This window comes from Citrobacter sp. RHBSTW-00944 (genome assembly GCF_013615435.1).
Taxonomy (GTDB): Bacteria; Pseudomonadota; Gammaproteobacteria; order Enterobacterales; family Enterobacteriaceae; genus Citrobacter; species Citrobacter braakii.
The window spans coordinates 1,902,157-1,920,339 of the sequence record NZ_CP055418.1 but is presented as its reverse complement, the minus strand read 5'-3'; the positions used below and the strand labels follow the sequence as shown (position 1 = coordinate 1,920,339).

Below are 18,183 nucleotides of genomic sequence, written 5' to 3'. Positions count from 1 at the left end.
TATTTAATCGTTCTGTGCGGTTTGCTCGCCCTTCGCCGAACCTGCCGCCGCCATCTGCGCAGCTTTTTGCTTTTTATAGCTCAGCGCCGCCGCCGGAACCGGCATCACCTTGCCGGTTTCAATCCAGGTACGTAAACGGCTGGCATCGGCAAAGTGAGTATATTTACCAAAGGCATCCATCACCACCAGCGCCACCGGTTTGTTATTAATCACCGTGCGCATCACCAGACAGTGACCTGCCGCATTGGTAAACCCGGTTTTCGTTAACTGAATATTCCAGTTATCGCGGTATACCAGATGGTTGGTGTTACGAAACGGCAGCGTATACGCAGGGTTGGCAAACGTCGCCATATCTTCACGCGTGGTACTTAGCTGGCCGATCAGCGGATACTGTTTGCTGGCGATCAGCAGCTTGGTTAAGTCACGGGCGGTCGAGACGTTATGAATCGACAAGCCAGTGGGTTCCACAAAGCGTGTCTGAGTCATGCCGAGCGCTTTCGCTTTGGCATTCATGGCTTTGATAAACGCGTTGTATCCGCCCGGGTAATGATGCGCCAGGCTCGCCGCCGCACGGTTTTCTGATGACATCAGCGCCAGTAGTAACATGTCTTTACGGCTGATTTCACTGTTCAGTCGTACGCGAGAGTAAATGCCTTTCATCTCCGGCGTCTGGCTAATATCGACTTTCAGCTTTTCATTCAGCGGCAGTCGTGCATCAAGCACCACCATCGCCGTCATTAATTTGGTAATCGACGCAATCGGACGCACAAGGTCCGGGTGGTTCGAATAGATAACTTTGTTGGTATTCAGATCAACGATCATCGCGCTACCGGACGCTATCTCAGGTTGAGAAGCCGCTGCGGTAGTTGCCGTTTTCGCCACGGCTTGGGGTGCAAAAGGAACGGCCAGCACCAGGGCAAGGCTTAATAATGAAACTCGGAATTTCAGCATGATGAGATTTCTGATAATGGTTCACGCACGTCACAACGCACACCGCCAGAGATTAAGTATTATCTCAAGCTAGCTCAGGCATCATAGCGATCCGGCAGGTTTGCTGCCACAGGAGAATCGTCTCGAAATGCTGCGTTGCTGACTTTTACGTCAACAACGCAGCGTAGACAGGTTTATCCGTCAGAATAACCGATAGCCGTAACCCCACAGGATTACCGTAATAGCCAGCAGAACCTCCAGTACCAGCACACCGATTGCCAGTGTCGAACTGGAAAAACTCAACCCTTCCTCACGAGTGATATTCAGGAACGTCGGAATACCGAGATAAAGTAAATAACCAGTGTAAAACAGCGCGAGAGTCCCGACTAATGCGCACAGCCAGACCAGTGGATAAAGTGCGACCAGCCCGCTTAAAAACAGCGGCGTCGCGACATATCCGGCAAACACCATACAATGCGCCAGCGACGGACGCTGCGGGTAGTTACGCGCCATCCACCAGATAACCCGGCCCATGACGGCAACGCCCGCCAGCATCACCCCGTAAAACAGAATCGCCATTGCAAATCCAGTCAACAGGGATAATTTCAGGATATTGCCATCGCCAAAATCCCAGCCGATTTGTGTGGTACCGATGAACGCACAAACAACCGGGATTGCCGCCATCAGCAGTACATGGTGGGTGTAGTGATGCGAAACGCTTTCGTTTTCGCTGTTGATCACATGCATTTCACGATCGGGATGGGAAAACAGCCCCCAGACATGGTTCATACCGCCCCCTTCTTGTCAGCTCCGGACCTCAACAGTTCAAGTATAATTCAGCTTTGGATTAATTTTTGTACAACAACAAAAATGACGAACCGCTAATTCAGCGCTTTTAAACCCCACGATGATTCACAGGGTGTATGCTTAACGTCGGGAGGTCATCCAGACATATGGATATAAACAGTCTTATTGCACATTACGGTTACGCCGCATTGGTCATTGGCAGTTTGGCCGAAGGTGAAACCATTACCCTGCTGGGCGGCGTGGCGGCACATCAGGGATTACTTAAATTTCCTCTGGTGGTTATCTCTGTGGCCCTGGGCGGGATGATTGGCGATCAATTGCTGTATCTGCTTGGGCGTCGTTACGGTGGAAAAATTTTGCGTCGTTTCTCAAAACATCGCGACAAAATCCGCCGGGCGCAGAAAATGATCCAGCGCCGTCCTTATCTGTTCGTGATTGGCACCCGTTTTATGTATGGTTTTCGCGTGATCGGCCCGTTACTGATTGGCGCAAGCCATTTGCCGCCTAAAATTTTCCTGCCGTTGAATATCCTGGGGGCGCTGGCGTGGGCGCTGATATTTACCACTCTGGGTTACGTGGGGGGAGAAGTCATTGCGCCGTGGCTACACAATCTCGACCAGCATATTAAGCACTGGATATGGCTGGCTCTGGTGATTGTGCTGGTGCCAGGCGTCCGGTGGTGGTTAAAAAAACGCAGCAGCAAAAGTACGGCCCGATAGCGCGATGTCTACCGGGCGGGTGCGTTACGAAGCGTGGTAGCCGCCCCCCAGCGCACGGTTCAACTGGATTGAGGCATCCAGCCATTGTCCTTGTAAAAGCAGAGCGTTGCACCGTTCACGTAATGCCGGGATCTTTGCCTCACTGACCCGGGAGCCCGCAATAATTCCGGCATTGAAGCGCGCCTGCGCCAGACCCACTACGCGCAGTGCATCATGCTCAATCTGCTGCTGATGCTGATTCTTCTGCGCCAGGGTTTCTACCTGCGAAGCTGCACGCGCCACGTCATTCACCGCATCCACCACGGCTTTGTTGTAATTCGCCACCGTCAGGTTGCTTTGCGCTTGAGTAATGTCGAGATTCGCGTTCAGCCTGCCGCTATCAAAGATAGGCAGCGTCAGCCCGGCCGTTACGCCCATTTGCTGCGCGGAATGGCGAAACAAGTCGCTCAGATGTAACGCATCCTGTTGTAAAAATGCCATCAGATTTACATCGGGATAAAACGCCGCTTTCGCCGCATCAATGCTGCTCAGCGATGACTCAATGTACCAGTGCGCCGCCTGCAAATCCGGTCGGCGGGCCAGCAGCGAATAACCTAGCTGGGACGGGAGCTGGCTTTCCACCGCGGGCAGCGGGGTCGAATGGAGTTTCAGGACTGTGGACTGCGAGTTGGTCAGCGCGCTCAACCGCGCTTCAATTACCTTCATTTTACCGCTGACATCGTTCAACTGCTGCTCTGTTTTGCTGGAATCGATATCGGTTTCAACGCCTTCCACCGAAGAAGTAAGACCATTTTGATACAGTTGACGATCAACGTTAATGACGTTCTGCTGCTCGGTTTCTATTTGCGTTAACACGGTTTTCAGCCCGGCCTGCGTTTGCCATTCCCAGTAAAGACGAGCCACACCACTCGCCAGCACCTGTCGCGTTTGCTCGCGCTCGGCTTCACGCGCCTTAACGGCCCCAATACGTGCCGTCACTTCGGCCCGATTTTTACCCCACAGATCCAGATTCCAGCCAGCAGTTAAACCAAAGGTGCCGTTGGTGTACCACGGCCCGGTCGTCCCGGCGGCCGGATCGGTGATAGCAAACGGTCCCATCAGCCCTTCGGCTGACATTCTCTGACGCTCCACATCTGCAGAGAAATCGATCTCCGGGCCATCCTGCGCCTCCACAGCCTTAGCCTGCGCCTCCGCCAGTTGAATGCGCTGTTCCGCGACCTGCATATCAGGGGAGTTGCGTAACGTGCTGTCAATCAGCGCATTAAGCTGGGGGTCATGGTATGCCTTCCACCATTGGCTGTCCGGCCAACCATTTTTTAACGCCGCAGGCAGTGTGGTATCGACATTCGCAGCGGGGGTCTGCTGTGACAGAGACTGGCGGTCATCATGCATCGGCGCGCAACCTGACATCAAAATAAAAAGCGGCAACAATGCCGTCGTGACAAAAGCAGAATTACGATTCATGGAGAGACACAGGTAAGAAAAGATGTGCTGAGATTACGACTTGTCGCGTTTCCTTTTTTAGTTACGCGTGGCAATACACCTTTGGCAATAAAAATATATAATCGGCAAAATATACACCCAACAAATAATTTAGATTAATTAATTTTAATAATTTATGGATGGAGACATTATGTCACAGAATATCTATGACGATCCCGAGTTCTTTGCCGGATATGCCACGCTGGACCGTTCAGTAAAAGGGCTCGACGGTGCGCCAGAATGGCCGACAATACAAGCGATGCTCCCCGCTCTACAGGGAAAAAATATCCTCGATTTGGGTTGCGGATATGGCTGGTTTTGCCGCTACGCGCGCGATAACCAGGCGGCCAGCGTAGTGGGACTGGATATTTCACAAAAGATGTTAACCCAGGCGCACAGCATGACGCAGGGTAATGGCATCGTTTATCGACGTGAAGATCTCGAGACGCTTTCCCTGTCGCCAAATTCCTTTGACCTGGTTTACAGCTCACTTGCCCTGCACTATTTGCGCGATATCGCGCGATTATTCGTAACGATTTACCAGTCGTTAACACCGGGAGGCATGTTGGTATTCTCTGCCGAGCATCCCATTTATACTGCACCGCTTAACCAGGGTTGGATAAAAGATAAAACCGGGCAACAGTCCTGGCCGGTCAATCATTATCAGCAGGAAGGCACACGCATCAGTAACTGGTTCGCGGAGGGTGTCAAAAAACAGCACCGTAAGCTGGCGACCTGGATTAATGCGCTGATAGCCGCCGGATTCGAAATCGTTTGTGTCGATGAATGGGGGCCGTCCGCTGAACAGATTGCTGAAAACCCGGCGCTGGATGAAGAAAAAGAGCGGCCAATGGTGTTTCTGCTCAGCGCGCGTAAACCGGAGTAGGGTCATTACAGGAAGATTTTCACAGGCTTTCCTATACTTAACCTGAACTCACCAAAAAAGGAACGCTGATGAAAATCTTACTGTGGATTATTTTAGTTATTTTTCTGATTGGGTTATTGGTGGTAACTGGCGTGTTTAAGATGATTTTTTGAAACAAAGGCCACTCCGGTGGCCGATTAATGTGTTAATGCAATTTAGCGATATCAATGGCCTGAATCGCGCGCGCGATATCCGGTGAATTGTTTAATGCGCGAATTTCCTGAAACAGCGCGGTTGCCTCTGAGTATTCTTTACGCAAATATCCTAACCATTGTTTAATCCGCGCCACGTGGTACAGCCCGGTATCACCCTGCTTTTCAAGACGAGTATATTTTTGCAACAGCATCACGACATCAGGCCACGGCATACGCGGCTCGTTGTACTTCACCACACGGCTCAGGTTCGGAATATTTAATGCCCCACGGCCGATCATCACCGCATCGCATCCGCTGATAGCCATACAGTCCTGGGCGCTTTGCCAGTCCCAGATTTCGCCATTTGCGATAACCGGAATGGTAAGCCGCTGGCGGATCTCACCGATCGCCTGCCAGTTGATATGTTCGGCCTTATAGCCCTGTTCCTTGGTTCGGCCATGCACCGCCAGCTCGCTGGCGCCCGCCTGCTGAACGGCATCAGCAATTTCAAACTGCCTGTCGCTGTTGTCCCAGCCCAGACGCACTTTCACCGTCACGGGGAGATGATCCGGAACCGCCTCGCGCATGGCTTTTGCGCCCCGGTAGATGAGTTCAGGATCTTTTAATAACGTTGCGCCACCGCCGCTGCCGTTGACCAGCTTCGACGGGCAGCCACAGTTCAGATCGACACCAAACGAGCCCAGTTCTACCGCGCGCGCCGCGTTCTCCGCCAGCCACTGCGGATACTGCCCCAGCAACTGTATGCGCACCCGCGTGCCGGATGGCGTCCGGCTATTGTTATGCAGTTCCGGGCAGAGCCGATGGAATACTTTTGCCGGCAGGAGCTGATCTACCACGCGCACAAACTCGGTGATGCACAGATCGTAATCATTCACTTCAGTCAGCAGCTCGCGCACCAGTGAGTCGAGCACGCCTTCCATCGGCGCCAGTAAAACACGCATATCGTCACCCGCAAAAAAAGAGGCGCTATGGTAGCGCCTCCGTTCGGGAGATTAAAGAGGCTCAGCGCGGCAACAGGCAGTTATCTTCTTTCCAGCCGTACAGCCATTCCATACCACGATAAAATTCCGCCTGAGATTTGCCTTTCCACAGCAGATTACGCACCTGGCGCTCGACGCCTGCGGCGTGGTACACACGTCCCATTTCGCGCGTCGACCAGACGATGCGCGCAGTACGCGGAATACGCACCGACTCATACAAGGCAAAGGCATCAGCCGCATCGCCGTCACACTGCTGTAACGCCTTACCGAGAGTAACGGCATCTTCAAGCGCCATACAGGCGCCCTGCGCCATATATTGTGCCACCGGATGCGCAGCATCACCCACCAGCGTAATGCGGTCGGTCCCCCATTTCTCTACCGGTTCGCGGTCAGCGGTGGACCAGCGACGCCATGACGTCGGCTTATCCAGCATCTGACGCGGACGCGCATGAATACCGGCAAAATAGGAGAGCACTTCCTCTTTACTGCCATCCTTTACCCCCCACTCCTCCTGCTGACGACTGTGGAAGGTCACCACCAGGTTATACTGCTTGCCGCCGCGCAGTGGATAGTGCACCAGGTGGCAGTGCGGTCCGGCCCACAGCACCGGCGCGTTAATACGCAAATCTTCCGGCATATCATCGCAATCAATCACCGCGCGATAGACCACGTGCCCGGTCACGCGTGGCGCATCGCCAATCAGAGACTGACGCACAACCGACTTCACACCGTCACAGCCCACCAAAATATCCGCTGTCCAGCTGTTACCGTGCTCATCAAAGACCGTCACCTCATCTTCTGTCTGGCGAATATCAACCACGTTAGTTGAAGTGCGATACTCAACGTTGGGATGAACCAGTGCCGCTTCCCAGACAGAAGCATGAATATCAACCCGATGGATAACCGCATAAGGACCGCCAAAGTGATCGCGGAACGCTTGCCCGGTTTCAATATGTACAACCTCTTTCGCGTTTACCGCATCCATCATGGTGATGTGATCGGTAAAAACGGCGCGCTTGCGAGCGACGTCACCCACGCCAAGGCTGTCCAGAGCAGAAAACGCGTTCGGCCCGAGCTGAATGCCCGCACCAATCTCACCAATCTCGTGCGCTTTCTCCAGCAACATCACTTTAATGCCTTGACGGGCCAGCGATAGCGCGGTCGCCGCGCCGCCAATCCCGCCACCCACGATAATTGCGCGTGTCACTTTAGCCATTGTCGTTCTCCTTATCAGGCTGGAATTTTGTCTTGTTGATTCTCGGGCGCGGCGGCGATAAACGCCGGAAGCTGGGTACAGGCATCGTATACCGCCTTACAGCGCGGATACCCGCTCAGATCACAGCCCATACGTAACGCGTTCGCCCACTGCGGGATCAGACAGCAATCCGCCAGCGTCGGCGCATCCCCCACGCAGAACGTCCCCGAGTGACTCTGGCGCAGCATCTGTTCAACCGCGCTTAACCCTTGCTGGATCCAGTGCGCATACCAGCGTTTTTTATCCTCTTCACTGACCTTTAGCTCTTCGCTCAGGTAGCGCAGTACCCGCATGTTATTCACGGGATGGATATCACAAGCGATGGCATAAACAATTTCCAGCACCCGGCTGCGCGTCGGGAAGTCGGCTGGCAGCAGCGGCGACTGCGGAAAGTGACCATCCAGCCAGTCGGTTATCGCCAGCGACTGCCCGAGTGATTCTCCCTCATCAGTGACCAGCGTCGGTACAAGCCCTACCGGGTTCATCCGCCGGTAGGCCAGCTCGTTTTGCTGACCGATGCGAATGTTGACGCCCACCGTCTGGTAATCAAGCCCCTTCAGCGCCAGCGCAATGCGTACGCGATATGACGCGGAGCTGTTAAAGAAACTGTACAGCTTCATCATCCACCTCAGACAATCTTCACAGCGATGGGGGTTAAACCGTCTACATTGCCGGTGATCACATCTCCTTTCACCACTGCGCCCACGCCCTCTGGCGTGCCTGTGTAGATCAAATCACCCGGCTGTAGTTCGAAAAAGCCGGACAGATAGCTAATCGTTTCATTAACGGACCAGATGAGGTGGCGAATATCGCTACGCTGATGATCGTCGCCGTTGACCTGCAACCAGATAGGCGCGTTGTTAACATCCGCACTTTCGCTGGCTTTATGCAGTGGCGCGATGGGGGCTGAGAGATCAAATGCTTTGCCGATTTCCCACGGACGCCCCATCTGGCGCATCTCCATCTGCCTGTCGCGGCGGGTCATATCCAGACCAGTGGCATAGCCCCAGATATATTCGTGCGCTTTTTCCAGGGGTATATCGCTGCCCTTTTTACCGATCGCCACCACCAGCTCTATCTCATAGTGATAGTTATCGGTCTGCGACGGGTATGGCAGCTCGAGGGTTTGACCGGCCGCCACCGGAACCACCGCATCGGCAGGTTTACAAAAGAAGAACGGCGGTTCGCGATCCGGATCAAAACCCATTTCACGCGCATGAGCGGCATAGTTGCGGCCCACGCAGTAAACGCGACGCACGGGAAACTGTTCATTACTGCCAACGACCGGAACGGTAACAGGCGCTTGTGGTTCGAATACGTATTGCGTCATTTTCTCTCTCCCAAATTAATAACGTGCTTCACGGAACAACCCCAGCGCTTCCTGAACCGGTCTGTCCGAAAAACTAAATAAGACGGCATCTTCGTGGGCCTGGAATGACACGCCGTGCCAGGTTGGCACCACGAAGATATCTTTTGGCGAAAAATTGAAGATCTCGGTGCCGATGGTGACCTGCCCGCTTCCTTCCACCACGTGATAGATAGTGCTGTCGGTGGTACGCGCCATCCGCGAGGAAAAGCCCTTCGGCAACAGTTGTAAAAAGGTCCCCATTGAAGGCATGGGATAACCACCGGTTACCGGGTTGACGTAACGCATCTTGTAACCGTCCCACTCATCGGCGTCGCCCATGCGGGTCAGGTCATGCAGCGCTTCACGGCTGCGATCGTAGCGATAGTTGAAAATTGGCGATGAGTTACCCTTCTGATGACGCAGCGGCAGCATATTGGCCGCGTAGCGTGGTAAGTAATCCCCTTCCTTACGCGTGACCGGCTGCTGATCCTCCGGGTAATCTTCCGCAAAGCCGCAACCCAGCAGATTCACCAGTGGCAGATCCAGACCGTCCAGCCACACCACCGGTTCACTGCCTGGGTTGCCGTGGTCGTGCCAGCGCCACTGTGGCGTCAGAATAAAATCGCCTTCATGCATTTGGGTGCGCTCGCCATCCACCGCGGTAAATGCCCCTTTCCCTTCGACAATAAAGCGCAGCGCAGACTGATTATGCCGGTGACTCGGGGCAACCTCGCCCGGCATGATTAACTGCAATCCGGCGTACAGCGTTGGGGTGATTGAAGACTGTCCGCGCAGCATGGGGTTTTCCAGCACCAGTACGCGACGAATCGCCTCTTTCGCGCCAATCAGATCGCCGCTTTCCAGCAGCAGCGGGCGGATCTCCTGATAGTTCCAGTACGCAGGAGCACAATGTGCGTTCGGCGTTGGCGGTACCAGGCGGTGCAGCGACTCCCACAGCGGGGTCAGATTCTGCCCGGAAATATGCTGGTAAAACTGCTGACGGCTGTTCTTAACATCCTGATTAAGTTCTGACATAGAGATTCTCCTTATTTGTTCACGATGCCTACGCGTGACAACGCGTCAGGGACAGAGGCCGACTGGCGGATAACAACCGTCAGCAGCATAAGCATCACCGCGCTGATGGCCGCCGGAACGGCAATAATGAAAAACAGGTTATCGAATGAGAAATTCATCGCCATCATCACGCCGCCGGAGAGCGAGCCGACAATCGCGCCGCAGCGGCCAATCGCATTAGACCAGCTGACGCCCGTGGCCCGGCTCTGCGTCGGATAAAGCGTGGCGGTTAAGGCATTCAGGCCCACCTGCGAACCGCTGATGCCGATGCCGGTGCCAAAAATGGCCAGCGCCATCAGCCACAGGCCGTTCTCGCTCAGACCAATCATGACAATACACACCGCACCCAGCGCATAGCTCACTGCCAGCACGCGGAAAGGGTTGTATTTATCCATCAGCACTCCCAGCACCAGCGCACCGAGCGTACCGCCAATCTGAAAGGCGGCGGTCACCCATGAGGCATGCTGCAGGTCAATTCCGCGATGGTTAAGCAGCGTTGGCATCCAGCTGGAGAGCAGATAAATAATCAGCAGGCTCATAAAGAACACCACCCATAACATCAGGGTAATGGGCAACTGTTGCCCGACGAACAGCTGGCGAATGCTGCCTTTGGCAATCGCGGCGCCCTCGTTGAGATAAAATTGGGTATTGTCATAACGTTCCCGGGTGATGGCGCTGACGGTTCTGGCAATCACGTTTTGCGGCAACTGACGACGAACCTGCCAGCGCGGGGATTCCGGCAGCGCAAACAGCAGAGCCACAAACAGCATCAGCGGTAGCACGCCTCCCAGCACCAGGATGCCGTTCCAGCCAATAACCGGCACCAGCTGTGCGCTGACAATCCCGCCCATCGCCGAGCCCAGGGTAAAACCGCAGAACATCATGGTGACCAGTGCGCCACGCCGACGCGCTGGCAGGTATTCTGAGGTCATAGTGATAGTATTTGGCATCGCGCCGCCCAGGCCTAACCCGGTAAGGAAGCGCAAAAAAACCAGCGTTTGCAGATCGGGGGAAAAAGCCGAGATCAGGCTCAGTGCGCCGAACAGCGCCACGCAGAGTTCAATCACCCGTTTGCGGCCAAAACGATCCGATAGCGGACCGCAGAGCAGTGCGCCAGCGGTCAGACCCAGCAGGCCTGCGCCAAACAGCGGCGCCAGATCTCCGGCCGTCAGTTGCCAGTGGGTGCGAATGTCGGGCGCGATAAAACCAATAGCCGCGGTATCAAAACCGTCGAGCATGACGACCAAAAAACAGCAAATGATAACGCGCCACTGGGTCTTACCGACGGGGGCGGAATCGATCAGTGCTTGTAGATCACGTTGTTGAGTCATAGTGAATGCCTCAGTGCAGGTAGAGTAGATGTCTGTTTTGTTTTAGGTATGTTGCGACTTTGTATGTTTGGAGATGAAATGTACAATGGCTTTTCATGCAGAGGCATAACCTGGAGGTTATAGCAAATGGCTAACTGGGCGCAGAAACTTAAGTTACACCACCTGCAAACGCTTATTGCGCTGGGCGAACAGGGGAATTTGACTCACGTCGCCCGAATGATGAATATCACCCAGCCAGCGTTGTCAAAATGGTTATCACAGCTCGAAGATGAGATGGGTATCACACTCTTTGAACGTCATAGCAAAGGCTTACGCCCCTCAGAAGGCGGCAAGCTGCTACTGCAGCATGCCCAACGCCTGATCAATGATATGGAACGTTCACAGTATGAAATCGCCCGTTTTAAGCAGGGAGGCCTGGTAGGGAGTCTGAAGATTGGCTGCTCGCCGGTGGCGACGGACTGCGTTTCACAGGCGATACTGGGTTTGCTCACAGAGCTGCCGACCTTGCATCTTAATATTGAAGAGAAGGTGATGACCCCGCTGTTGCACGATCTGCTCGCGGGTTCGGTGGATGTGGTGGTCGGACGCGTCGGTGGCCGGGCGCTTCAGTTGCCGCTCAATTACCAGGTGCTGTATACCGAGCCGGTATGTTTCGTCGCGCGCCCCGACCATCCGCTGGCAAAATATCCCCTGCTCACCTGGCATGATCTGGCTAACTGGCGCTGGATTGTCTGGCCGACGGGAACGCCCATCCGGATAAGCATTGACAACGCGCTGGTAGATAACGGCGTCATGCTACCGGAAAACATCATTGAGTCGGCGTCGATAAACGTCAGCACCAACCTGCTGCAAAGTAGCGACATGATCTCTATTCTTTCTCTACGCCTGGCGCAGCGTTATGCCGCCCAGGGACAGCTGGCTATCCTGAATCTGCCGAAGATTGAACAAAAAGGCAGCGTAGGCGTGTTCTGGCGCAACAATGAAACGCCCACGACCGCCCTGAATCGTTTTCTGTATTACCTGGCACAGGTTTAACGTGAACAGTTAGGGCCATCGCCCGATGTTCCAGATATCTATTTCTTCTATGCTTAGAATTCATGATGTGATCGGTAGCACGTTTTGAAGTTTAATTGTATGATGAATCAGTCTCGTCAAGGGTTTCAATTATGAGCAAAGCACTGAACATTATCTGGCAATATTTGCGCGCATTCGTCCTGATTTATGCCTGCCTCTATGCAGGTATTTTTCTTGCATCGCTACTCCCCATCACCATTCCGGGCAGCATTATCGGCATGCTGATTCTGTTTGTCTTACTGGCTTTGCAGGTGTTACCGGCAAAATGGGTTAACCCCGGCTGCTATGTGCTGATTCGCTATATGGCCCTGCTGTTTGTCCCGATTGGCGTGGGGATCATGCAGTACTTTGATCTGCTCCGTGCGCAATTTGGTCCGGTGGTGGTGTCCTGTACCATCAGTACGCTGGTCGTTTTCCTGGTGGTGAGCTGGAGTTCTCACATTGTGCACGGTGAGCGCAAAATCGTTGGGCAAAAAGGGTCTAAAGAATGATGTCGTATATCTGGTGGTCGTTACCCCTTACGCTGGCGGTATTTTTTGGCGCACGTAAGCTGGCTGCACGATTTAAAATGCCTCTATTGAACCCGCTACTGGTCGCCATGGTGGTGATCATTCCCATTCTGATGCTGACCGGAATTCCCTACGATCACTATTTCAAAGGCAGTGAGGTGCTGAACGATTTGCTGCAACCTGCCGTGGTTGCGCTGGCCTATCCGTTATACGAACAGCTGCACCAGATTCGCGCTCGCTGGAAATCAATTATTGCCATCTGCTTTGCGGGGAGCGTTGTGGCGATGGTTACAGGTACAACAATCGCCTTGTTGATGGGCGCATCGCCGCAAATTGCGGCGTCAATCATGCCGAAATCGGTAACCACGCCTATCGCTATGGCAGTGGGAGGCAGCATTGGTGGTATTCCGGCCATCAGCGCCGTGTGCGTCATTTTTGTTGGTATCCTCGGGGCTGTGTTTGGTCATACTTTGCTCAATGCGATGCGTATTCGCACCAAAGCCGCACGTGGACTGGCTATGGGTACCGCTTCGCACGCCCTGGGTACCGCACGCTGTGCAGAGCTGGACTATCAGGAAGGCGCGTTTAGCTCTCTGGCGCTGGTTATTTGCGGCATTATCACCTCGTTGGTCGCCCCATTCCTGTTCCCGATTATTCTGGCCCTGGTCGGTTAACCTTCAATTTTTGGCTAATTATTTGCGATGCGTTGCACATTTTTAATTTAAGTTTCATAAGTTGCATACACAATGAGATTTGGATCACATATAAAGCCGTAACAGGCCCGTAAACTACGATTCCATTACATTGTTATGAGGCATCGCCATGCATCCACGTTTTCAAACTGCTTTTGCCCAACTCGCGGATAACTTGCAATCAGCCCTGGCGCCTGTTCTGGCGGATGCGCATTTCCCCGCCATGCTGACTGCTGAGCAGGTCTCTTTGCTGAAACGCGAATCGGGACTGGACGAAGACGCGCTGGCATTCGCTCTACTGCCGCTGGCTGCGGCCTGCGCGCGTACTCCGCTGTCCAACTTCAACGTTGGGGCAATTTCTCGCGGCATCAGCGGCACCTGGTACTTCGGTGGGAACATGGAGTTCCTGGGGGCGACCATGCAGCAAACCGTTCATGCCGAGCAAAGCGCCATTAGCCATGCCTGGCTGCGCGGTGAAAAAGGGCTCGCCGCCATCACCGTCAACTACACGCCGTGCGGCCACTGTCGCCAGTTTATGAACGAACTGAACAGTGGACTGGATTTACGTATTCATCTGCCGGGACGTGCGCCACACGTGCTGCGCGATTACCTGCCAGACGCCTTCGGACCGAAAGATCTGGAGATTAAAACGCTGCTGATGGACGATCAGGATCACGGCTTCGCGCTGCAGGGCGATGCGTTGACCCAAGCGGCTATCACCGCCGCCAACAGATCTCATATGCCGTACAGCAACTCCCCAAGCGGCGTGGCGCTGGAATGTAAAGATGGTCGAATTTTTAGCGGTAGCTATGCGGAAAATGCCGCCTTCAACCCGACCCTGCCGCCGCTGCAAGGCGCGTTAAACCTGTTGAACCTTAACGGTTATGACTACCCGGATATCCAGCGTGCTGTGCTGGCTGAAAAAGCCGATGCGCCGTTGATTCAGTGGGATGCGACCTCCGCTACCCTGAAAGCGCTGGGCTGCAATAATATTGAGCGCGTGCTGCTCGGTTAATTGCCTGGCGCTACGCTTATCTGGCCTGCAATCGCTCCAGGTTGTCGGCCAGACTTGCAGTTGCTACCATCCAACAGGGCCGTTTTGCTGAAAATCCCCTCAATCAGATTGCTGTTTCTTGCGCTACGTCTTCCGGTACAGTAGCCTGATTGAAATTCCATCCAAATAACGAGTTTTCTGCATGTTAAAGCGCGTGTTTTACAGCCTGTTAGTCCTGGTAGGCTTGCTGCTTTTGACTGTGCTTGGGCTCGACAGGTGGATGAGCTGGAAGACCGCTCCCTACATCTACGACGAATTGCAGGATTTACCCTACCGCCAGGTCGGTGTGGTCCTGGGCACGGCGAAATACTATCGCACCGGCGTCATCAACCAGTATTACCGCTACCGCATTCAGGGCGCATTGAACGCCTATAACAGCGGAAAGGTAAACTATCTGCTGCTGAGCGGCGACAACGCGCAGCAAAGCTACAACGAACCCATGACGATGCGTAAAGATCTGATTGCCGCAGGTGTCGATCCCGCTGACATCGTGCTTGATTACGCCGGGTTCCGGACGCTCGATTCAATTGTACGAACCCGCAAGGTGTTCGATACCAACGATTTCATCATTATTACTCAGCGATTCCACTGTGAGCGCGCCTTGTTTATTGCGCTGCATATGGGCATCCAGGCCCAGTGCTATGCGGTGCCCTCACCAAAAGATATGCTCACCGTGCGGGTACGTGAATTTGGCGCCCGCTTTGGCGCACTGGCCGATCTCTATATTTTCAAACGTGAACCCCGCTTTTTAGGCCCGCTGGTGCCCATCCCTACCATGCATCAGGTACCGGACGATGCACAGGGATATCCGGCGGTCACGCCTGAACAACTACTCGAATTACAAAAGAAACAAGGAAAATAAGCATGGATGTACAAACCCTTTTCGTCGTGTTGGCCTTTCTGCTCATTCCCGTATTTTGTTTTCGCGAAGCATGGAAAGGCTGGCGCTCTGGGGCAGTAGATAAAATTAAAAAGAATGCGCGCGAACCGGTTTACGCTTATCGCAATCAAGAGCCCCTGCAATTTTGGTCTTATGTGCTGGTTTATGCCGGGTGCGGATGTTTATCCTTCGGGATGGTCATTTACTTAGTCTTTTATCGCTAAAGAATTTTCCTTTATATTAGCATTTGAGAATAGCTAATATTTTGATAATAGTTACCATTTCAATGTAAGGGATTAATGCTGCCCGCCAGCATTTCCCTCAGACTATCTTCTATTTGTGAATCCTTTCACAGAATACTCTTCCTGCAGTGCTTAGCCTTAAGAATAGCCTTCACTTTTTATATTTTGTTATTAACGGTTTGCCTTAATTTACTCAAGCATTAAGGAAGAAAATATGCCACAACAAAATTATCTGGATGAGCTCACGCCTGCTTTTACCCCATTATTAGCAATAAAAGAGGCTTCTCGCTGTTTATTATGTCACGACGCCCCCTGTAGTCATGATTGCCCGGCGCAAACAGACCCAGGGAAATTTATTCGCTCTATTTATTTTCGTAATTTTAAAGGCGCTGCCGAAACTATCCGCGAAAATAATGCGCTCGGTGCGGTGTGCGCCCGGGTTTGCCCAACCGAAAAATTATGCCAGCGCGGATGTACGCGCTCAGGAATTGATAAACCTATCGATATTGCACGTCTGCAACGCTTTATTACCGATTTTGAACAGCAGACCGCAATGAAAATCTATCAGCCGGCAACAAAAACGCTCGGCAAGGTAGCTATCATCGGGGCGGGTCCGGCAGGGTTACAGGCCAGCGTAACGCTAAGTAATCTTGGTTATGATGTCACAATCTTCGAAAAACAGGCCCAGCCAGGTGGCTGGTTGCGTTATGGCATTCCTGAGTTTCGTCTGCCGCAAGCAGTTTTGGATCTTGAAATTGCCCGTATCGTTGAAATGGGCGTGACCATCAAGTGCAATTGTGAAGTCGGCAATGCCCTTTCCGTTGAGCAACTCAAAGCAGAATACCGCGCCGTACTGGTTACCGTAGGGATGTCTTACGGTTCAACGTTGCCTCTGTTTGAGAGGGCGAATCACGTCGAAATCGCCGTCGATTTTCTGCAACGAGCCCGGCAATCCAACGGCGATATTACCGTCGCACAAAGTGCATTAATCATCGGCGGTGGCGACGTGGCGATGGATGTCGCCAGTACGTTGAAGCTGCTGGGCTGCCCGTCAGTCACCTGTGTCGCGCGTGAAGAACTCGCCGACTTCCCGGCCAGCGACAAAGAATTCAGCAGCACACAGGCTTTAGGGGTGTCGATAATTGACGGCTTCACGCCCGTGGCGGTTAGCGGAAATCGAGTCACCTTTAAGCACGTACGCCTGCCAGGAGAACTCACGCTTGAAGCCGAACAGATTATTCTCGCCGTCGGCCAACATGCTCAGCTTGATAATTTCGCCGCGTTAAAGCCACAGCGAAATCTTCTCGATACGCACAATTATCAAACCGCCGATCCGGCTCTGTTTGCTGCGGGCGATATTGTTAAAGGCGATAAAACCGTTGTTTACGCCGTGAAAACGGGAAAAGAAGCCGCTCAGGCCATTCATCACTATTTAGAGGGAGCTTGCTCATGTTAACGAAAGATCTTTCTATTACTTTTTGCGGCGTCAAATTCCCCAACCCGTTCTGCCTCTCTTCCTCTCCGGTGGGCAACTGCTATGAAATGTGCGCCAAAGCCTATGATAGCGGCTGGGGTGGCATTGTTTTTAAAACGATCGGGTTCTTTGTTGCTAATGAAGTCTCCCCACGCTTTGACCATCTCACCAAAGAAGATACCGGCTTTATTGGCTTCAAAAACATGGAACAAATTGCCGAGCATCCGCTGGAGGAGAATCTGGCCGCAATTCGTCGGCTGAAACAGGACTACCCGGACAAAGTCCTGATTGCGTCGATTATGGGGGAAAATGAGCAGCAATGGCAGGAACTGGCCCGCCTGGTTGAAGACGCGGGTGCAGACATGATCGAGTGTAACTTCTCGTGCCCGCAAATGACCTCACATGCCATGGGTAGCGATGTCGGGCAAAGCCCTGAGCTGGTTGAAAAGTATTGTCGGGCCGTTAAACGCGGCTCGTCCCTGCCGATGCTGGCGAAAATGACACCGAACATTGGTGATATGTGTGAGGTGGCTCTGGCAGCAAAACACGGAGGTGCCGACGGTATCGCGACCATCAATACGGTTAAATCCATCACGAATATCGATCTGAACCGAAAAATCGGGATGCCGGTCGTCAACGGTAAATCCAGTATTTCCGGCTACTCCGGCAAGGCCGTTAAACCTATTGCTTTGCGATTTATCCAACAACTGCGCATGCACCCTGAACTGCGCGATTTCCCGATTAGCGGCATCGGGGGAATTGAGACCTGGGAAGATGCCGCCGAGTTTTTACTGTTAGGCGCGGCCACGCTGCAGGTGACCACCGGGATCATGCAGTATGGCTACCGGATTGTGGAGGACATGACCAGCGGGCTGTCACATTACCTCGCCGATCAAGGGATTGACTCACTGGAGGAGATGGTTGGTCTTGCCAATGCCAATATCATCCCCGCGGAGGATCTTGACCGAAGCTACATCGTCTATCCGAACATCCATCTTGATAAATGCGTTGGCTGTGGCCGCTGCTACATCTCCTGTTATGACGGTGGACATCAGGCGATGGAATGGAATGAGGAAACCCGCACACCGTACTGCAACACAGAAAAATGTGTGGGATGCCTGCTGTGTGGTCACGTTTGTCCGGTAGCCTGTATTGAGCTGGGTGAAGTGAAATTTAAACCCGGTGAGAAAGAGCATGCGTTAACGTTGTAACGCTGACAAAAAAGCCCGGTACAGATTACGCTGCACCGGGC

Annotated in this window: 19 protein-coding genes; 10 read left to right on the top strand and 9 right to left on the bottom strand. The window is 53.3% G+C overall.

All coding sequences use genetic code 11. From position 1 onward, the window contains the following. Positions 1-3 precede the first annotated feature (3 nt). A complete protein-coding gene (gene pbpG, locus HV334_RS09115) occupies positions 4-951 on the bottom strand; it encodes a D-alanyl-D-alanine endopeptidase (protein WP_016153699.1) in 948 nt (315 codons plus the stop codon). Positions 952-1,131: 180 nt separating this feature from the next. After that, the gene (locus tag HV334_RS09110; protein WP_016153700.1) at positions 1,132-1,719 is read right to left on the bottom strand and encodes a Yip1 family protein; all 588 of its coding nucleotides are present in this window, start codon (positions 1,717-1,719) and stop codon (positions 1,132-1,134) included. A gap of 164 nt (positions 1,720-1,883) precedes the next feature. On the opposite strand from HV334_RS09110, the gene HV334_RS09105 reads away from it, so the two are divergent. Beyond that, positions 1,884-2,456, top strand: a complete 573-nt coding sequence (locus HV334_RS09105) for a DedA family protein (RefSeq protein WP_016153701.1) — start codon at positions 1,884-1,886, stop codon at positions 2,454-2,456. A 24-nt stretch (positions 2,457-2,480) separates the two neighbouring features. Here HV334_RS09105 and mdtQ read toward each other — a convergent pair whose 3' ends face one another. Then, positions 2,481-3,920, bottom strand: coding sequence for a multidrug resistance outer membrane protein MdtQ (mdtQ, locus tag HV334_RS09100; RefSeq protein WP_181221510.1), 1,440 nt, complete (start codon positions 3,918-3,920; stop codon positions 2,481-2,483). Positions 3,921-4,089: 169 nt separating this feature from the next. Between mdtQ and HV334_RS09095 the strand changes: the two genes are divergently transcribed. Further along, on the top strand, positions 4,090-4,824 hold the full coding sequence (locus HV334_RS09095) for a class I SAM-dependent methyltransferase (RefSeq protein WP_016153703.1): 735 nt from the start codon (positions 4,090-4,092) through the stop codon (positions 4,822-4,824). A gap of 184 nt (positions 4,825-5,008) precedes the next feature. Here HV334_RS09095 and dusC read toward each other — a convergent pair whose 3' ends face one another. The 6 genes from dusC to HV334_RS09065 all read right to left on the bottom strand — a co-directional run bounded on the left by dusC (position 5,009) and on the right by HV334_RS09065 (position 11,006). Next, on the bottom strand, positions 5,009-5,959 hold the full coding sequence (dusC, locus tag HV334_RS09090) for a tRNA dihydrouridine(16) synthase DusC (protein WP_016153704.1): 951 nt from the start codon (positions 5,957-5,959) through the stop codon (positions 5,009-5,011). A gap of 61 nt (positions 5,960-6,020) precedes the next feature. Continuing rightward, on the bottom strand, positions 6,021-7,214 hold the full coding sequence (locus tag HV334_RS09085) for a 3-hydroxybenzoate 6-monooxygenase (RefSeq protein WP_103848047.1): 1,194 nt from the start codon (positions 7,212-7,214) through the stop codon (positions 6,021-6,023). Between the two features lie 14 nt (positions 7,215-7,228). Then, on the bottom strand, positions 7,229-7,873 hold the full coding sequence (gene maiA / locus HV334_RS09080) for a maleylacetoacetate isomerase (protein ID WP_019077220.1): 645 nt from the start codon (positions 7,871-7,873) through the stop codon (positions 7,229-7,231). An 8-nt stretch (positions 7,874-7,881) separates the two neighbouring features. Beyond that, complete coding sequence (locus HV334_RS09075; RefSeq protein ID WP_016153707.1) at positions 7,882-8,583, bottom strand: fumarylacetoacetate hydrolase family protein; 702 nt, start codon at positions 8,581-8,583, stop codon at positions 7,882-7,884. A 15-nt stretch (positions 8,584-8,598) separates the two neighbouring features. Further along, positions 8,599-9,636: a gentisate 1,2-dioxygenase gene (gene gtdA / locus HV334_RS09070; RefSeq protein WP_019077221.1), complete on the bottom strand. Its 1,038-nt coding sequence runs from the start codon at positions 9,634-9,636 to the stop codon at positions 8,599-8,601. Positions 9,637-9,647: 11 nt separating this feature from the next. Continuing rightward, entirely contained in the window at positions 9,648-11,006 is a 1,359-nt protein-coding gene (locus tag HV334_RS09065) for an aromatic acid/H+ symport family MFS transporter (protein ID WP_181221508.1), read from the bottom strand. Positions 11,007-11,132: 126 nt separating this feature from the next. Between HV334_RS09065 and HV334_RS09060 the strand changes: the two genes are divergently transcribed. From HV334_RS09060 to preA, 8 genes are all read left to right on the top strand, one after another. Continuing rightward, a complete protein-coding gene (locus tag HV334_RS09060; protein ID WP_016153710.1) occupies positions 11,133-12,041 on the top strand; it encodes a LysR substrate-binding domain-containing protein in 909 nt (302 codons plus the stop codon). Between the two features lie 131 nt (positions 12,042-12,172). After that, positions 12,173-12,571 (top strand): CidA/LrgA family protein, encoded by a 399-nt coding sequence (locus HV334_RS09055; RefSeq protein ID WP_016153711.1) that lies wholly within the window; start codon positions 12,173-12,175, stop codon positions 12,569-12,571. Next, the gene (locus tag HV334_RS09050; protein WP_016153712.1) at positions 12,568-13,263 is read left to right on the top strand and encodes a CidB/LrgB family autolysis modulator; all 696 of its coding nucleotides are present in this window, start codon (positions 12,568-12,570) and stop codon (positions 13,261-13,263) included. Before HV334_RS09055 ends, HV334_RS09050 begins: the two co-directional genes overlap by 4 nt. A 148-nt stretch (positions 13,264-13,411) precedes the next feature. Then, the gene (cdd, locus tag HV334_RS09045) at positions 13,412-14,296 is read left to right on the top strand and encodes a cytidine deaminase (RefSeq protein WP_047500989.1); all 885 of its coding nucleotides are present in this window, start codon (positions 13,412-13,414) and stop codon (positions 14,294-14,296) included. Positions 14,297-14,477: 181 nt separating this feature from the next. Continuing rightward, the gene (gene sanA, locus HV334_RS09040; protein ID WP_016153714.1) at positions 14,478-15,197 is read left to right on the top strand and encodes an outer membrane permeability protein SanA; all 720 of its coding nucleotides are present in this window, start codon (positions 14,478-14,480) and stop codon (positions 15,195-15,197) included. 2 nt (positions 15,198-15,199) lie between these two features. Further along, positions 15,200-15,439: a DUF2542 family protein gene (locus HV334_RS09035; RefSeq protein WP_016153715.1), complete on the top strand. Its 240-nt coding sequence runs from the start codon at positions 15,200-15,202 to the stop codon at positions 15,437-15,439. Positions 15,440-15,671: 232 nt separating this feature from the next. Beyond that, the gene (locus HV334_RS09030) at positions 15,672-16,913 is read left to right on the top strand and encodes an NAD(P)-dependent oxidoreductase (RefSeq protein WP_181221506.1); all 1,242 of its coding nucleotides are present in this window, start codon (positions 15,672-15,674) and stop codon (positions 16,911-16,913) included. Beyond that, the gene (gene preA, locus HV334_RS09025) at positions 16,907-18,142 is read left to right on the top strand and encodes an NAD-dependent dihydropyrimidine dehydrogenase subunit PreA (RefSeq protein ID WP_181221504.1); all 1,236 of its coding nucleotides are present in this window, start codon (positions 16,907-16,909) and stop codon (positions 18,140-18,142) included. The genes HV334_RS09030 and preA overlap by 7 nt, the downstream gene beginning before the upstream one ends. Positions 18,143-18,183: the final 41 nt, after the last annotated feature.

Bases quoted from the DNA above. Each gene is read 5' to 3' on its own strand.
- pbpG (WP_016153699.1), bottom strand. From the start codon at position 951: ATGCTGAAATTCCGAGTTTCATTATTAAGCCTTGCCCTGGTGCTGGCC.
- HV334_RS09110 (WP_016153700.1), bottom strand. From the start codon at position 1,719: ATGAACCATGTCTGGGGGCTGTTTTCCCATCCCGATCGTGAAATGCAT.
- HV334_RS09105 (WP_016153701.1), top strand. From the start codon at position 1,884: ATGGATATAAACAGTCTTATTGCACATTACGGTTACGCCGCATTGGTC.
- mdtQ (WP_181221510.1), bottom strand. From the start codon at position 3,920: ATGAATCGTAATTCTGCTTTTGTCACGACGGCATTGTTGCCGCTTTTT.
- HV334_RS09095 (WP_016153703.1), top strand. From the start codon at position 4,090: ATGTCACAGAATATCTATGACGATCCCGAGTTCTTTGCCGGATATGCC.
- dusC (WP_016153704.1), bottom strand. From the start codon at position 5,959: ATGCGTGTTTTACTGGCGCCGATGGAAGGCGTGCTCGACTCACTGGTG.
- HV334_RS09085 (WP_103848047.1), bottom strand. From the start codon at position 7,214: ATGGCTAAAGTGACACGCGCAATTATCGTGGGTGGCGGGATTGGCGGC.
- maiA (WP_019077220.1), bottom strand. From the start codon at position 7,873: ATGAAGCTGTACAGTTTCTTTAACAGCTCCGCGTCATATCGCGTACGC.
- HV334_RS09075 (WP_016153707.1), bottom strand. From the start codon at position 8,583: ATGACGCAATACGTATTCGAACCACAAGCGCCTGTTACCGTTCCGGTC.
- gtdA (WP_019077221.1), bottom strand. From the start codon at position 9,636: ATGTCAGAACTTAATCAGGATGTTAAGAACAGCCGTCAGCAGTTTTAC.
- HV334_RS09065 (WP_181221508.1), bottom strand. From the start codon at position 11,006: ATGACTCAACAACGTGATCTACAAGCACTGATCGATTCCGCCCCCGTC.
- HV334_RS09060 (WP_016153710.1), top strand. From the start codon at position 11,133: ATGGCTAACTGGGCGCAGAAACTTAAGTTACACCACCTGCAAACGCTT.
- HV334_RS09055 (WP_016153711.1), top strand. From the start codon at position 12,173: ATGAGCAAAGCACTGAACATTATCTGGCAATATTTGCGCGCATTCGTC.
- HV334_RS09050 (WP_016153712.1), top strand. From the start codon at position 12,568: ATGATGTCGTATATCTGGTGGTCGTTACCCCTTACGCTGGCGGTATTT.
- cdd (WP_047500989.1), top strand. From the start codon at position 13,412: ATGCATCCACGTTTTCAAACTGCTTTTGCCCAACTCGCGGATAACTTG.
- sanA (WP_016153714.1), top strand. From the start codon at position 14,478: ATGTTAAAGCGCGTGTTTTACAGCCTGTTAGTCCTGGTAGGCTTGCTG.
- HV334_RS09035 (WP_016153715.1), top strand. From the start codon at position 15,200: ATGGATGTACAAACCCTTTTCGTCGTGTTGGCCTTTCTGCTCATTCCC.
- HV334_RS09030 (WP_181221506.1), top strand. From the start codon at position 15,672: ATGCCACAACAAAATTATCTGGATGAGCTCACGCCTGCTTTTACCCCA.
- preA (WP_181221504.1), top strand. From the start codon at position 16,907: ATGTTAACGAAAGATCTTTCTATTACTTTTTGCGGCGTCAAATTCCCC.